Below are 15,812 nucleotides of genomic sequence, written 5' to 3'. Positions count from 1 at the left end.
TTTCGAGCAAAGCGTAGTAGAGCAGCAAAGAGAGGAGATTTATAAAGTCTTATTAATTAACGTGAGTGGCCGTAGGTAGATTCAAAACAATGCGCGGCACTTGATAGCAATGCGGCTGGTGAAGGGCTTGTCCCATATGTCGAATGAGCTAGTAACAAGGAGTTGAGAATTTTGAGGGATTAAATTTAAACAAAACAATTCAATTCATACTTAAATTTGAAATTTAGATGTAGTGTGGTCATTCATGGCGCTATCGTACAGTTTGTACTGCCTCAATTTCCAACTCAACATCAATTTGGATATTCGTCATTGCTAATCCAGCGTACTGTGACTTTAAATCAATGGCATTTTTGAAAGTTAGAAATATTACTTTACCCATGTCAGAAGTCTAAAAAACGCACAAAAAATAGGCAAAATTGCTCACTGAACGAGATACAAAAAATATCTGAAGAATGATGTCTTTGTAGGTCAGCGTCAATGTAGAAAAGCAGTTTTATTCTTTAAAATATTCGAAAGTGAGACATCAAAAAAACATTTTTTTGACACCCGATTTCTTAAAAAAATCAAAAGATCAAAAAATGATATATCTCCTTATTAATCAATAGGTTATAGCGCAATATCGCCTCTTGAAATCGCGTGCAACGTGGTGTATCTTGCTGGGATGAACACGTACACTAAACTTCGCGCAAATTATTTTCTTGCAAATTGGATGCAATCCACTGATCACGTTACCCCGCTCGGTTGGCTCATCAAACGTTTCATCGCAGAGCAAGAGATAACGCAGCGAGAACTTGCGAAAAGAATTGATGTAGGTCCATCCTATTTATCTGCCGTGATAAAAGGTGCGAAAGGTAATGTTTCTCAAAGTCTCTTAGAACGAATTTTCGTGGCCTTGAATTTAAACGGCGAAGAAAAATCAGAGCTACTGCGGGCGCAGGCTTTATCTTGCAATACGTACGAAATTAAAGATGTACCACCCTGGAAGTGGAATCTCGCTGCGGATTTCTATAATGCTCTTCCATACATGTCACCTGACGTCGCAGGAATTGTGCAAGCTGCATTGGCAATGGCCGCTGAAAATCGGCGGCATGAACATGCCGATGCAAGCAATTTGGAGAACAAAATGTAAAAGCCCCACACAACTCAAACGATGAGTTAGCGGGGCTACGCATCTGACGATACGGTTCTAGAAAACACAGTATCTGTCATGCCTGTTCCTGCGTCAAGTCCCTAATTTAACTACTTTTTCCGCAAGTTCACTTGCTGGAAGAGACGCGTTCACCCAAAACCATGACTAATACTGATATCACTACGCACAATTGCGATCAAACAATCAAGAAGATTGTCGCGCTGTAGAGCAAGTGCAAAACCACAAAAGAATTGAAAAAAAATTCAATTACATAGTCCGGTCTATGTGACCACTGACGCCCATCAAACAGCAATAAAATAAAAAGCAATTCGCATGCCATGGTTTTAGGTCTATGCACTATCAGCACAAAGAAAGTTTTGGAATTTAAGTAGGTAAATTTAACCCAGTAACTATCGAAACTGAAAGGAAAAGCTATGCCAAGCTCGTAAAAAATGGGGTATTTACAAGGCTAATAAGAAAGCCCCCTGTTGGCGAACAGGGGGCTTTCAGTGAGACTTCAAATTTCTACCAAAAATTTTGAACTCACTCTACAACTTACATTCACTGCTGTCAAGCAGCGGAATGCAAGCATGCCTCTGTACGTTCCCGCGAATATTACCAATATCGGATTTTTCTTCCGGGGGGAAGCCGCATTTCAAGATAAAGATTCCGTTAAAAAAAGATGGGATATGAGGCTCCCTATTCTTAACCAATTAAGCTATTCCGCTATCTAGGCGGAAGGGGTACTTATGTCAAATTATTCTAAGCCGCGTCGAATCGTTACGCGGTCGGGTGGAATTTTGCGCGGAATTTTTGCGTCAACCAAATACAAGACACAAATTAAATGGGAGGGTGGTATTGAAAAAGATGCCGTAGCAATTTTTGAGTTTTCGCACCGCATTTCGAATGTGACCAGTCAACCATTTAAATCAACATTCATGCATGTGGGAAAACAGACATCGCGCACACCGGATTTTTTAATTGAAACAGATAGCGAAAAAATCATTGTCGAGTGTAAGCCGATAGACTGGCTTGATGATCCACAGATGCAAAATCACATGGAAATTGGCGAGCAACATTTTGAAAGTGATGGCTATCGATACTTTATCGTCACTGATGAAATGCTGCGTCGCGGCCATGCCTTGACGAATGCCCGGCTTTTACTGCCATACCGGATGAGACATCTCCAACGTAGGGATGAAACGGCAAGAATCCACTATCAACTTGAAGAGCTGAAAAAGAAATTTCCTGAACCGAATTTCTCGAACTCAGTGAGTTACCTCAATTCTGAGGTTGATGTTTTAGTGATGATGGCATCCGGCCTTCTTTACTTCAATTTTCAAGTTGAAATACAAGATCAGACTGAACTTTTCTACGCACCAACATTGGAGAATCACGATGCAGCAAGCTTCCTTTTCGGTTAATAACGCATTTCTTTGGAATGACAGAAAGTATGAAATTTGCATGATGAATGACGACGGGGATGTAGTGCTGCAGTCAACACCGAACAATTTCACAACTGCAAAAATAGATTCTTTGCTTGCTGCATATTGCAACGGAAATCTGACATTTAATCTGAACCCAGATCCTATTGTTTTGGAAAAAAATAAGAAAGGAAAATTCGCTGCTCGTCGCACCTTGAGCAATTTTTCCACAGCAACAAAAAAGCATTCCGTCCGTGCGAGCCAGTATTTGAAAATGTTGCTTGATGAAGCCCCAATTTATATTGATAGAGCTGGCATTATCGACGAGAGAATTTTAGCAGTAGCAGTTGAAATCGGCGACAAGAATCCACCTCATAAGACAACAGTTTTTCGCTGGCACAAGAAATTCCTTGCCTCAGGCGGTGACAAGAACTCTTTGATCTATCAATTTGAGAATCGTGGTGGAAAAGGGCAGCGTCGCTGCTCAAAAGAAGAGGCCATTATTGAAGACCAGTTGATTGAAGAGATGTACCTGAAAGAGCGTGGCGCTTCGTTGCGAGAGCTAAACATGCAAATGGATTTGATTTGCAAAAGAGAGAATGAATGGCTTGTACCAAAGAATCATTTGCGCACCAGATCTGAGTCTAGTTTCAGACGACGAATCCATCATTCTGATCCGTTTGAAGTGGTTGCAGCACGTGAAGGCATCGAAGTAGCTATAAGAAGATTCCGATCAAATGGTATTGTTCCGCTTCCTAAATCGAGGCTAGAAATTGTGGAGATTGATCACACTCCGTTTGATCTTTTTGTAATCGATCAAGATCGTGGAATAGCCTTAGGCAGACCAACCCTAACTATGGCCATTTGCCGTAAAACAAAAATGCCGTGGGGGTTTCACATTGGTTTTGATGACTGCAGTGCCGATGCAGTACTTGCTTGCATTGAACTTGGAATAAAGCCGAAAACCCATGTAAAAAATGATTTTCCTGAGATTAAGGGGGACTGGCCGGTCTTTGGCATTCCTGGAGAACTTCGTTGTGATAATGGTCTAGAGTTTCATTCAAAAGACCTTGAGATTGTAGCTTCCGAGATTGAATTTGAATTAGCTTTTTGTCCCAAAAAACAATCTAATTGGAAAGGTTCTATTGAATCTTTTTTGAAGACATTCAACTACGAGTTCGTGCATAAATTGCCCGGAACCACACTTGCAAAATTCTACAAGAGAAAGGGTTACGACCCTGAAAAATGCGCTGTCATTGATCTTCATGTCTTGAACAGACTTGTACATACTTGGGTGATTGATGTCTACATGAGTGAACTGCATCGAGGTCTAGGATGTTCGCCCAGGCAAGCATGGAATAAAAAGTGGAAATTGAACGATGGTTATCTTCCCTTCACTCCCGACGAGCTCGAAATTATCTGCAATAAAACCGTCTCTCGACCAATTTGGGAATATGGGGTTGAATTGAATGGCAGGCAGAAATATAACTCGTCAGATCTTGCTGATTTGCGCCGGCGCATCGGCGTTCACGAAAATGGAAAATCAAAATCAGAAATTAAAATCAAGACATTGAAATTTGACATCGGCCACATATGGGTTTTTGATGCCTTTGAGAAAATTTGGTTAAAAGTACCAAATACTCAGCCTGAATACGCAGACGGAATCACCTTGTATCAACACGAAATCATTCAGAAATTTGCAAAGCAAATGTACAAAGAATCTGATGATTATCAAATCCTGATTGAGGCAAAGGAGCGTATGCGTCACGAAGTGGCGGCCTTATCATCCAGCAGCAACATGGCGGATCGATCAAAGGCCGCAAAGATAAATGGAAAAACATCTAGGCAAGCAGCACGAAAAAACAGTCGTCAGGTAAAAAATTTAAATCAAGGTGAAAGTGAATCGGAGCACATTTTTAACGGCATATTTAGACCAGCTAATTCAGCGCAATCTGACAATCACTCCGACAGCGAAAATGACCAGGAGACACTCCATGAAGACGATGACGCTTACGATAGCTTTCCCAATCCTCACTATGGCGGAGGAACGAAATGAGTGTTGAAGCCTACATAATTCAGCATCCTCAGTATAAAGATGGCTTTGATTTAATAAAAAGCTGTCACGAAGCATTCAAGAAAGGACGTAAGCCAAAAAATTTGCGGATCGTCGGCGTCAGTGGCGTTGGGAAAACAACTTTATTAGAGGCATATCGAGATTTGCACTCTCCCTCCATGATTGAAGATAGATCTATCATCACGGTTTTGTATGTGGCATTACCGAGCAAACCCATTGAATCCGCCATATGCAGTGAAATTCTATATGCTTTAGGAGATCCTTTCCCTTACGTTGGTAAGGTAACAGAAATGAGACATCGAATTATTGAGTTGTTTAAAAAATGTCGAGTTGAGTTACTTATCTTAGATGAGATACAGCATTTCTTAGACCGAGGAAAATTAAAAACGCACACAGCACATGCAGATTCTTTGAAGGTGCTGATGGATGCTTTGGATTGCTCGGTAATTTTAGCTGGTGCTCCCCGTTCAATTGAATTATTCAAAATCAATACACAATTGCGCGGTCGCTTTAAGAAAATTACTGCGTTTTTGCCATTCTCGACCTTCACGGAAAATTCTACACTTTCATTCAAAAAATTGATGAGAGCCATGCTTGGTAACTCTGTATTTGAGAACGCTAATTTCTTTGACGACGATGAGTCATTGCAACGGTTTTTTTATGCGACAGATGGTGTATTGAGAAATATTTCAGACCTGATCGTGATTGCTGAAGATATCGCAGAGAAGGAAAAGTCTCAAGTGTTATCCATGCGCATACTGCATGCATCTTTCCGATCCTGGATCGGCGTGATGTCGCGCTTTTCCAAAGGAGTTAATCCAAATCCTTTTTCAGAGAAATTCGAAAAAAGACGCTTAACGCTACCTGGAGAGCTTTATGAGCCGTCAGATCTGGATGGTGATAATCATGGCTGGCAGGAGGGCCTAAATGGATAAACCACTTTTAGATGCAGCCATGCCGGAGCTTCGGCCTGTCATGTTTTCTGAACTGCTCATAAGGCCCATTCGTCAGTCATATGAAGGAAGGCTGGGCTACATGAAACGGGTTACTTCAGAAAATTGCCTTTCGAAAAAGATGGCGAAGCAAATAGTTTTCGACAGCCAGGATGTGCAGGATTTTAGTCGCCATTCAAAGCCTTCAACGCAAATTTTGGGAAAAAGAAATTGGAACGTGAAACATTCAAGATTTTGTCCCATTTGCCTTGCGTCAAATCCCATCTGGAAAATTGAATGGGAACTGAGGCATTTTGATACTTGTCCTGTTCATCAATGTTGGTTGATAGATGTTTGTACAAAATGTGGAGAAGATATTCTTTGGACCAGGAAGCAGCTTCTTTCATGTGATTGCAATATATCTTTGACTGAAATGGTCTCTGAGACTTGCACAACAAATGTTGCAGCGATCTCAGCGGAGATATTGCGCAAATTAAATATGAGTTTTGAAGTACCTCAGTTGCCAGTCATTGGACATCTTCAGATCGATGAGATTCAGCGAGTCGTGAAATTGATTGGATATGGCCGGTATATAAAGGAACGATTGGATCCAGTAAATACTTTTGTTCTTAGCCCTGACAGCATGAAAGAATCAAAAAATTTAGCAGAAATCTCTGGCGAGGTGCTAGGTACATGGCCGGAGAGTTTCTATTCTTCACTTGCAATTAGAGAGGAACAATATCGTATTAGTTCAAAGGAGAATAGATTAGCAAAGTGCTTTGGCACGTTCTACACCAAAATTTATCGAGGTTTAGAGGGAACCAATTTTGATTTTATTAGACAGGCGTTTTCTAGTTATCTTGTCTCGAATTGGCGTGGTGCAATAGCAGAAAGAAATACTCGTCTGGATCCCGGAACCCGCGCAGGAACTTGGCTTCCCGGAAGCCAGGCCTGCAGAGAATTATCCATTTCGCCAAAGCGCCTGGAAAAAATGATTAACGACGGAGAAATTGATGGATATACCTATACTTCCAAAAGAAGTGATCGGACCAGGACTTATGTAAATCGAGTTGATTTTAACAGCAAGAAATTGGAACTTGCCAGTTCAATCGATTTACAAGAAGCGACTCAACTACTTGGTCTGAGTAAAAAGAGAATGGCTGAATTGCGACCGCTTCTTTTTCCGCTGGCAGAGAAATTATTTGCTACAAGAGAATCTCAGTGGGCAATTCGGCGTAGTTACGTTGATCGAATATTGGCAGCATCAAATTCGCTTTTACCGGGCAAGTGCATTGAACATGGTCAGATCACTTTTGGGCATGTTATGCAGTACTGGAAGTTAGGAAGTAACAACATCGCTAAAATAATTGAGGCTGCGGCTGCTGGGCACATCAAACCAGTAGCAGTGTCTTCTCAAAAACACGGCATTTGCAATTGGATATTCCGCATAGATGAAGTCAGTTCTTACATAGGCAAATTGGAAAAATCTGATGAAACCAGTATAACCGTACAGGAATTTGCATCACGCCTGCAGATGAAACAGGAGGTTGCTTATTTTTTGGTACGCCACCAGTTTGTTGACTCTTATATTTCAGACGCTGATCGCATTAAACAAAGTCGAATCACGCTGGAAGCAATGGGGAAATTTTTGAGTACTTATGTTTTTCTCTCGGATATTGCAAAGAAAATGAGTTGCTCTTCAAGGGGGCTGATATCAAGACTGCAAAAATTTGGTGTCTGTCCAGTGTCTGGTCCAACAATTGATGGATGTCGGCAAGTCTTAATGCGGCGAACCCGGGATTTTGAAGCGGCCATTAATTCAATTGCTATAGAGCAAGGAAAAGCTGCTTCAATTTTCCCTTCAGGTTAGGCATCGTTATTTAACATTTATATAAGTTCGAGTGTGCCGAAAAGCAGGTCACGCTTTTTGGCGCACCCCATCAATGTGGATACTCATGACCTGAAATGTCAGGTGAAATGCTGCATTTAAAATCTGCTTATGACAGCTCACGCAGCAGTTCGGTTTGGTGGCCATTTGGATAATATTTATTTAAATGTTTACATATTTACGTTTTAGTATAAACTTGTAATAAATGAAGGGACATTTACATGGAAAATTCCAGCTTAATCGATTTGCTAGCCGTTAGATTTGATATTCAGACCCACGGATGGAAGTCTATTGCCTGCAAAGCGATTGGCATATCCCGACCGACGCTAGATAGATATTTATCTCTTGATAGCAGTGGTGAAGGGGGACGTATACCCGAATCCTTTCTAATGGACTTACTTAATTGCCCTCTCATTTCCAAGGAGAGCACCAAGATCGAAAATGCATACGATATGGTCAATCTCTTAGCATCTGGATTGTGCATATTGCAAGAGGGAATCGATAAAATTGGTCATATCCAGGCCCCGTATCCTCCCGACCTGGTGCGAGGACTTAACATTGCAGCGGCCTTAAATCTTGAGTTTGATAAAACTTACCCTACCGGGCTGGCTGAACTTTTTGCTGTTGCCAGCACACCGCTCTATAGTTGGTGCCTGGAATACGAGGGTGAAGGCGCAGAAGAATTTGGCGCAGCAATTTTGGTCAAGGACGGTGAAATTACTGCTGACTGTCTCGCTATCGCTGGTTTGAGTGATGTAGATCCAGAGTTATATTTCTACAGATCGTTAATGGATGCATGCGCTGAGCTAGATGATGAAACTAGCCAAAAATATTATGTGGCATGGAGGCGAACTGTTATTGAAAATCCAGTTGCCAATGGATTTACTACCTTTCTCTCAGACCCGATCTTACGCAGTAGTCTGCAACTTACCCAGAGATTGGCAGAAATATTTTATGAGCCGCTATCTGCCATTCATGCTCACGACAACAACATAGCACTTTGCCTCATCAGTAATACTCGTCTCAAGAAAATTCATGGTGACTGGGTCACTGAGTCTCGGGACCCACGAGCTACGCAGATGCTATTACAGACGGGACCAATTTTGCGCCCATTTTTACCTGGCATGCTTGAACTCAAAAGGCCTGCCAGGGTTTTTTGGACGTTACCTGGCATTCAAGAAGTAAATTTATTCAAGCAGGTACAAGAACTTGGCTATAAAGCTGAGCTTTGGCCACGGATGGATGCGGTGGACCTGGTAATTAACCACCCGACGAAACCGCTTCGATATGCAGTCGACCTGAAAGAGCATCGATCTTCAATTAGCCTGGCCAGATCTTTTGAAGGCTTTAAGCATTTTCGAAGACATCAACAATTGATCGTGATACCCGACTATCTTTGCGATATGAATCCAGAGTATTTACTGCAGTTTGAAAGGGCGCGCCGCTCCAAACTGAAGACACCAATTCAAATGGCAACAGTCTCCGAATTTATACAAATATTAGAGGCCTCAGCATGAGAACGCCAAATAGCCTTGTTGCCGCATATTCTGATGCTTCATTTCCAGCATCAAATCGGAAGAATTTTTATGTCCGCAGGGATATATGTCTGGTAGATTTGTGCTTACATTTCCTTTCTACATATATGCCATCAGAATCTGTCTGGGTGGTTCCTAGTTTGTTGCAAGGCCACTTAGTGAGGGATCTGCCTAAGGAAACCAGGAAGGCGTTGTTCATCATGCGACAATATGCAAATGGCTTTTGTAGCCGCCTGGCGTGGAGATCTGCACTGAATGAACATAGTCAGTACTCGAACACGGCATACCTGGTTCAAGATGATGTCGCTAGAAAACGGGATGGTGTGAGCGATGTAGTTATTTCAGAATTATCGAATTCATTGCAGTCAACCGCACCTTATCCAATGAGGGTGCTTAAATTTGGACAACGCGGCACAGCGGTTTTCCGAAACAGGGCATTTGGCAGAGAGTTCACAGTCGATCTGCCCGCTGAAAAAGGAACGGTAGCGGAGCTTGCACAACTCAGGCGCAGAGAAGTAAATCCACCTATTTCAATACGGTGGGATACTTTGCTGGCAATTGCCAAAGACGTGGATGCAAGAGAAAAAGCACATGATTTCCCTCAATGGCTGCCGAAGTTAAATCTTGAACAACGTATTAAAAAGGTAAAAATTACTGCTTTAGGCAGCGAATTTTATAGAGATGATACATTGATCCTTGATGGAACCCAGCATATGGTAGGCATGCTATCTAGTGGAAAAAGTACGCTAGTTCAGGCCCTGCTTTTTGCTTTAATCAGTCCTGGATATGATAAACGAGTGCTCGTTTTGAGCAAGGACACTGCTGCGGCTTCTGAATTAATTGCCCGCCTCAAAGCGCACGGCATAAAAAACAGTACCGTTATTAGTTCGATTAACAATCGAGATGTTCATCTGAGCGCAGCGCTCTGGAATACACAAAGCTACTCTTCAGATCAAACCTTTGAAGCTGCTGCCGCATTAACAGAGAGCCTTGGTACTGCATGCCCACTAGATGGATATCAATCTAATGAAAAATCATTCTCAAGGGAGAATCCGCGAAAACCTTGTTTTAATCTGATACAAGAAAAAAAGGGAGGCGAAGAGCAAGAAGTAGCCTGCCCTTTGATTGCAGCCTGTCCTACGCACAAGCAGCAAAGAATGCTTTCTTCAGCAAGTGTGATAGCGATGACGCCACAGGCGTTTATCAAAATGACTCCAGAGAAATATGCACTGAGTGAGGAGCTATCCTTTCCTGAGGCCATGCAGTTTTTTGCCGACGTGGTTTTAATCGATGAAGCAGACGAGGTGCTGCGTACATTTGATGAACAATGTACGCAGCAGCAAGGTTTATTATCTTCGGATGGCAGGGCATTTACATTAACCAGTACTCGCGCACTTGCAAGTTCACTGGGTGATAGAGGGGGTAGCCAGTACGCCAAGCTCTCGAATGTTCAATGGCACCGCCAATTCAATAAGCTTCAGGACAGTATTGGTGCAATTTATCATCTATTTCTGAAGCACAGAGATAAATTTTCATGGATAATTTCTCAGAAAACATTTACATCTGCCAGCATACTTACCTCACTTTGGCGGCACGGCGCTGGATACGAAGAATCGGCAAATGGCAATGCAAGCGCCAAGTCCCAAGCCATTGATAAACTGGAGCTGCTCGCTGCATTAAGTGGGGCTCTCTACAATTCATTGAGTATGCCGGGAAACCGACAGCCTATCAAATCAAGGTTTGAATCAATTAATGCAGATCCTAAGCTGCAAGATGCGTTCTCTTTTTTGGCCGATATCCAAGTAAATATCATAGAAGCCACACCAGCACTTGAAAGTGATAACGTATTTAAGCAGATTATGGAGGCGTTGGCATGCGGACCTTTGGAGGTTTTTTCTTCGAATGATGCCGCAAGTGATAGTGACCAACAAGTACCCAAAAAAACTGAAGAAAGATTTTCTCAACGAAGGCGTGTAAACGTTCCAGATGACAATTTTTCGAGAGCACTTGCAATTACCCTGGCTCTCCTTACAAACAATTGTCTGTCAAGTTTTTCATATTTGGTTCGGAATCAGGCCGCTGTCGAAGACGATTTTGGTCTGACAGAGACAGACGTTTTCCGCGAAGCAAGAAGAATAATGCGGCACTATGGTGGAATTATTCCGCGACCATTGCTCGGTTCCACATTTGGACTCATGTTCGAGCCATCTGGAGAAAATTCAGAAGACGGGGGCACGCTGCGATTAATTAATCATTTAGCGCTTGGACGTTTTCTGTTAACTAATATGGACAAGCTACTGGCCGAAGAGGGGCAAGCGGGTCCTCACGTTCTTTTGTTGTCTGGAACAAGTTGGGCAGGTGGCGCGTCACCAAGTGCCTCACCTTTATTTGATGTGCAGTGGCCGGTCTCTGCCATCCTGGAACAGCCAGAGAAAGAGCGGGAGGCACTTTCCACTAGTATGTGTGAGTTTGTTTCGCTTGGCCCTGTTCCAATATCAGTGTCGGGCCAGCCTCCTGAAGTGAGAAGAGAAAACTTAAAACGCATAGCGAGCCTGCTGACAAAATCAGGGGTAAGTGGGACACCAATTGAGCGAAAATGGAGTCAACTCATAGAGTCAGATAAAGACGATATTGGAAAGTATTCGCTGCGCCAGCGCGCACTTCTTGTGACAAATAACTACGATGATGCGAAACTCGTTGCTAATACACTTGCCCAGGCAAATCCAAAGAAGCACACAGTTTACTGCTTAGTATCCGATACGCTGGCAAGATCCGGGGAAGCTGCCAATGACGCTAAGCGTACAGGGGAGGCATTTCACCGTGATATACAAATATTGCCAAGGTCTCAGGTCGAAAGTTTTGGTGAAGCACCGCCTGGCAGCATACTAGTAACTCCGCTGCATCCCATCTCCAGGGGCCACAATATTGTAATTCCGGGCTCAGGTTTCGCGGCTATAAGTACGATTTATTTCTTGCACCGTCCCCATCCGCGCCCGGACGATCTTGCCAGCGTTATTGGTGCAATAAATCGCTTCGCAATGGATGTGGTGCTTGGACACACTAAACCTGAAGGTAATGATATCGAAGAAAAAAGTGAATGGTTCAGGCGAAAAGCACAATGTGCACTTGATGAGGGATTTGCGTTGCGAACAGCATATGCGCAGATGCCGAAGCTGGCGAGAACTCAATATTCGTGGGATTTAATCACGTCGATTTGGCAGACCATAGGGCGCGGGATTCGTGGTGGCGTACCTGTCTATGTAGGATTTGTTGATGAGCGTTTTGCTCCTGGCATTTATAAGAGCCCGGCTGTAGCTGATACGGTTTATTCCAGTTGCTTGAAACAGTGTGAAAAAACACTAGAGAATGCAATCAACGGTGATGGCATAGATCAAAAAATTGCAAAGACACTATATCAACCATTTCGCGATATGTTAAATAAATTGTTTGATGCGAATGAGTCCCAAAAGGAAAAAAAATGAATTCTACAAAAAAAGCTCCCGCAGAATTTCAGCCATTCTTATATTCATACGATATTGCGAACTTACGAGACCGTGTTGCCGTGCGCTACAGTATGCCGTTTCGGGCGTACGAAGCACTTAAGCAGGCGCAAGAAATCACTACACCCAAAAATGCTTATATTGGTGGACTCGCAGCAGTCTTAGGCTGGGCTGCACCCTCTGTAGACTTGGTTACATTTGAGCCAGTTGAGGAAAATAATTATGCTAGAACTTTATGTTTCTGGATGATTGATCCAAGTGAGTCAATTGAGACGCTGAAAAATCAAGCAGATATCGCTCTTGAAATTTGGCTTGGGCTCGCTCTCTCAAAAGATTCATTTTCTCAGGTGCAGAACAAACTACATGACGGGAGATTTTCTTCCGGCGGTGGGTGCATTCCGTTTCCAATTGATTCTGCACTGAAGTCTGGAGGCACATGCGCGAAGCCAAAAGATAATCGCATGTATTCCTTACTCACATTGTTCGCTGCCAGGCAACTTGAGGGAGCGATCATCAATCAGGGAATGATTGAAGAAGGAGAATTAATAAGCACGGGTCCGCAAAACGATTTGTACTCTGGTAAGTCCCTGATGAGATATCGCCCTGGACAAATCGAAAAGGGGACGCGCTCAGGGCTTTGGTCAGAAATATTTACTGCAGTTGCGTTAAATACGCCGGAGCAAAACAACTTGCGCATCGCAGTGAATATCGGTATTCGAAATTTCGGTGACATCAATCCTGCAGCCTTATTTAAACAAAAATCCAGGTACGTTGATATTTTCATACCTAGTGATCAGGTGCTGAGCAACAATGTCCGACGCATGCGCTGTGTTGAATTGGAATTGATGAGGTCAGACTACTCAAATTCCACATCTAAATCTAATGAAACGTCTCGTGAGAGAAAGATTTTGTTAAAACTCATGGAAATGTCTGGTGTACGAGATGTTCCACAGGAGTTGGGGTTAACTCCGTTTGAGCTTAACGGCTTTAGTCTTTATCCCAGACTTGGTTCAAATCACGGTGATAAGTATGCATTGGCTGGAACCGGTATCCCTAATCCTGAACGTGAAAATTATTTGCAATTATTAGATGATCGATTGCTGCCAGCTGGTTTTGAGCGAATCAAGTTTAATAATCGCTCGTTTAAGCAGGAAAGATCTTTGAAAGCAATTGACGGCGCAAGTGCATTACGGAATGCAGTGGCCATAGCTGCGGCAGATATGCCTGGAGGATTTCGACTCACTCATTTTGTGAACGGAAACAAAGATGAAGAGAGTGCAAAGGGAGCGCTGTTAGAGTTATTTGGCGAGCCAAAGCAAGCTACGCCAATAGATAGCACGTCGGTCGAAATTAAGTATGAGGAAGATTTTCAGTTTATCTATCAAAAAATTGAAGCAGGAAGTCTGGCAGATAAAGTTCCAAAAATCGATGAAACCATACTTGCTCAGGTACCGGTTGAAAATAAATCAAAGCGCTGGTCTATCAAGCAGCACCTTCAAAAGGAAGCCGCAGAAGCTGCAAGAAAAAATATTGCAAATTATGTTTCACAATATGCACCTTCGACCGATACGCTTTGGGCCGCATTAGTTGAAATCCCCAAATTCCTACAAGAAGAACCGGCACGGGATCCATTTTTATTGAATTACGAAGTTCTTGCTGAGCAAGGAGCGGTAACTCAAACGAAGCTGACTGATTTTGATGATGTGACAATAGAGACTGACGAAAAGGCAATCAAGGTCAAGCGCCTTATATACGAGAATGCAATATGCGACTTATTGCGTTCAGCAGGCGTTAGTCCGCTTGTTTCTGGTCAGGTAAGATTAGCTGGTTGGTGGATCTTAGCCAGGAATGATCGGTCATTTGATAAGCGACCTGGTGAACTTGACGGACTTGTTACGCCACTCTATGCCGATTGTATCAATGGGCAATTAAGAGTTTGTATTCTCAATGACGGTGAAAAAGTCGAATGGTTAAGTTATTCGCAAGCACTCATTCGGATAGCACAAAGAAAGGTATTTGATTTGAGCAAAATCAAAAAATTCTCCGAACAGGCAACAAGAGTAGAGCAATTTTTTGCTGCTGCGACACCAAATGATGCAATTCCTACTGTGATTTTTAGTGAGGCCACAAATATCAGACGCTTCATCAAAGGACTAAGTAACGACGCCTTGCAATTTGATACGCTGAACCTAGGAGGCATTGGAGGCGCTACCGCACAAAGGGAAATGCGGTCCGGTAAAGCAATTAGTCTGATCCGAATTACGAACGAGGCAAAAAAGTCTCCATGCTATTGGGTCAGTGAACGAAAACAAGGTGTGGCAAAAGGCTTCTTTCAAGAGCAAGGGGCAGAAAACGTATTTTGGCTGAATCGCGGTTTAACAGATGCGCTACAACAAGGACATAGCTGGGCAAATACCGTCTCGCGTCATGTAGAAACGGATCCAAGGAAATTTGCTCATCGCAGATTCCCATCACTTAGCGAGGTTGCAGTAATTTTAAAAGGTGAAGACATGGAGGCAGACCAATTGGCTGGGATTACTCGAAAGGCAATGCAGCTTCATCTTGCTACTGACGAAGAAACCTTATTGCCATTTCCTTTGCATGAGCTCTCCGTTATTCGTTGATTACTTGAAATCATCACTTTCAATGTAAATTTGATCAATTTAAATTGATTTGGTTTTGATTTCCTATGGGAACTTTTGTGTCGATGAAAATTGCTCTGTATGAGCAGTGCACTACTCGTGGTTTTTAAATCAAATCATTTTGATAAAGTTGGTCCCAATGCTATTTGTAGATATTCGAGAGAGAGGCTTATTGGTCAATTTCAATTTAGTGAAAAAGTTTTTTTGAATTGCATTCGGAGGACAAGTCTGATCAGCATCGATCTCATTATTTTTACACATTGCTAAATTAATTAGTTAAAATAGCAATTAATTTTTGAAGACGAACTCGAATATTCAACACATTTAATGTGTCTTGCAGTGTAAATATAAAATAGGGGAGGCAATATGTCTGGAAGCGGCGGTGGGGGTGGCGGTGCGCCCGATTATGTCATCGAATGTGATAAAGTTTTCATCAATACTCAACTTAGCTCACCAAAACCAGATGTTATTGCTCACATAAGTGAGGGGGACGAACTAAGCATAGCCTTGCAGTCAATGAACGGTAGGATTGTTCTGGTCGCAATATATGATGGAGAAATTGCTGGCGGTTTCGCTACGCCCGATACCGCCAAATTGCGTGACTGCATAGAGAAAGGGTATGGATTCAGTGCGACTGTCAATTCCATAAATAGTGGCCAAATTCGAGTGCGCATTCATCCAGCGTAAT

At 42.7% G+C, this 15,812-nt stretch carries 9 protein-coding genes; all 9 read left to right on the top strand.

Features of this window, described 5'->3' with window-relative positions:
* The first annotated feature begins 709 nt into the window (after positions 1-709).
* The 9 genes from ACO0LH_RS05775 to ACO0LH_RS05735 all read left to right on the top strand — a co-directional run bounded on the left by ACO0LH_RS05775 (position 710) and on the right by ACO0LH_RS05735 (position 15,811).
* On the top strand, positions 710-1,129 hold the full coding sequence (locus tag ACO0LH_RS05775) for a helix-turn-helix domain-containing protein (RefSeq protein ID WP_422940087.1): 420 nt from the start codon (positions 710-712) through the stop codon (positions 1,127-1,129).
* Between the two features lie 749 nt (positions 1,130-1,878).
* Positions 1,879-2,553 (top strand): TnsA endonuclease N-terminal domain-containing protein, encoded by a 675-nt coding sequence (locus ACO0LH_RS05770; RefSeq protein WP_422940086.1) that lies wholly within the window; start codon positions 1,879-1,881, stop codon positions 2,551-2,553.
* Positions 2,528-4,609: a hypothetical protein gene (locus ACO0LH_RS05765; RefSeq protein ID WP_422940085.1), complete on the top strand. Its 2,082-nt coding sequence runs from the start codon at positions 2,528-2,530 to the stop codon at positions 4,607-4,609. The genes ACO0LH_RS05770 and ACO0LH_RS05765 overlap by 26 nt, the downstream gene beginning before the upstream one ends.
* Complete coding sequence (locus ACO0LH_RS05760; protein ID WP_422940084.1) at positions 4,606-5,562, top strand: TniB family NTP-binding protein; 957 nt, start codon at positions 4,606-4,608, stop codon at positions 5,560-5,562. Before ACO0LH_RS05765 ends, ACO0LH_RS05760 begins: the two co-directional genes overlap by 4 nt.
* Complete coding sequence (locus ACO0LH_RS05755; protein WP_422940083.1) at positions 5,555-7,429, top strand: TniQ family protein; 1,875 nt, start codon at positions 5,555-5,557, stop codon at positions 7,427-7,429. Before ACO0LH_RS05760 ends, ACO0LH_RS05755 begins: the two co-directional genes overlap by 8 nt.
* A gap of 239 nt (positions 7,430-7,668) precedes the next feature.
* Complete coding sequence (locus ACO0LH_RS05750; protein ID WP_422940082.1) at positions 7,669-8,964, top strand: hypothetical protein; 1,296 nt, start codon at positions 7,669-7,671, stop codon at positions 8,962-8,964.
* The gene (locus tag ACO0LH_RS05745) at positions 8,961-12,464 is read left to right on the top strand and encodes a hypothetical protein (RefSeq protein ID WP_422940081.1); all 3,504 of its coding nucleotides are present in this window, start codon (positions 8,961-8,963) and stop codon (positions 12,462-12,464) included. The genes ACO0LH_RS05750 and ACO0LH_RS05745 overlap by 4 nt, the downstream gene beginning before the upstream one ends.
* Positions 12,461-15,106 carry an RNaseH domain-containing protein gene (locus ACO0LH_RS05740; RefSeq protein ID WP_422940080.1) on the top strand — a complete coding sequence of 882 codons (2,646 nt, stop codon included), beginning with the start codon at positions 12,461-12,463 and terminating at the stop codon, positions 15,104-15,106. The genes ACO0LH_RS05745 and ACO0LH_RS05740 overlap by 4 nt, the downstream gene beginning before the upstream one ends.
* A 384-nt stretch (positions 15,107-15,490) precedes the next feature.
* Positions 15,491-15,811, top strand: coding sequence for a hypothetical protein (locus ACO0LH_RS05735; RefSeq protein WP_422940079.1), 321 nt, complete (start codon positions 15,491-15,493; stop codon positions 15,809-15,811).
* Position 15,812: the final 1 nt, after the last annotated feature.

The sequence above is a fragment of the Undibacterium sp. TJN19 genome (assembly GCF_049339485.1).
GTDB lineage: Bacteria > Pseudomonadota > Gammaproteobacteria > Burkholderiales > Burkholderiaceae_D > Undibacterium.
The sequence above is the reverse complement of the archived record's forward strand: the minus strand, read 5'-3'. Positions and strand labels throughout refer to the sequence as shown.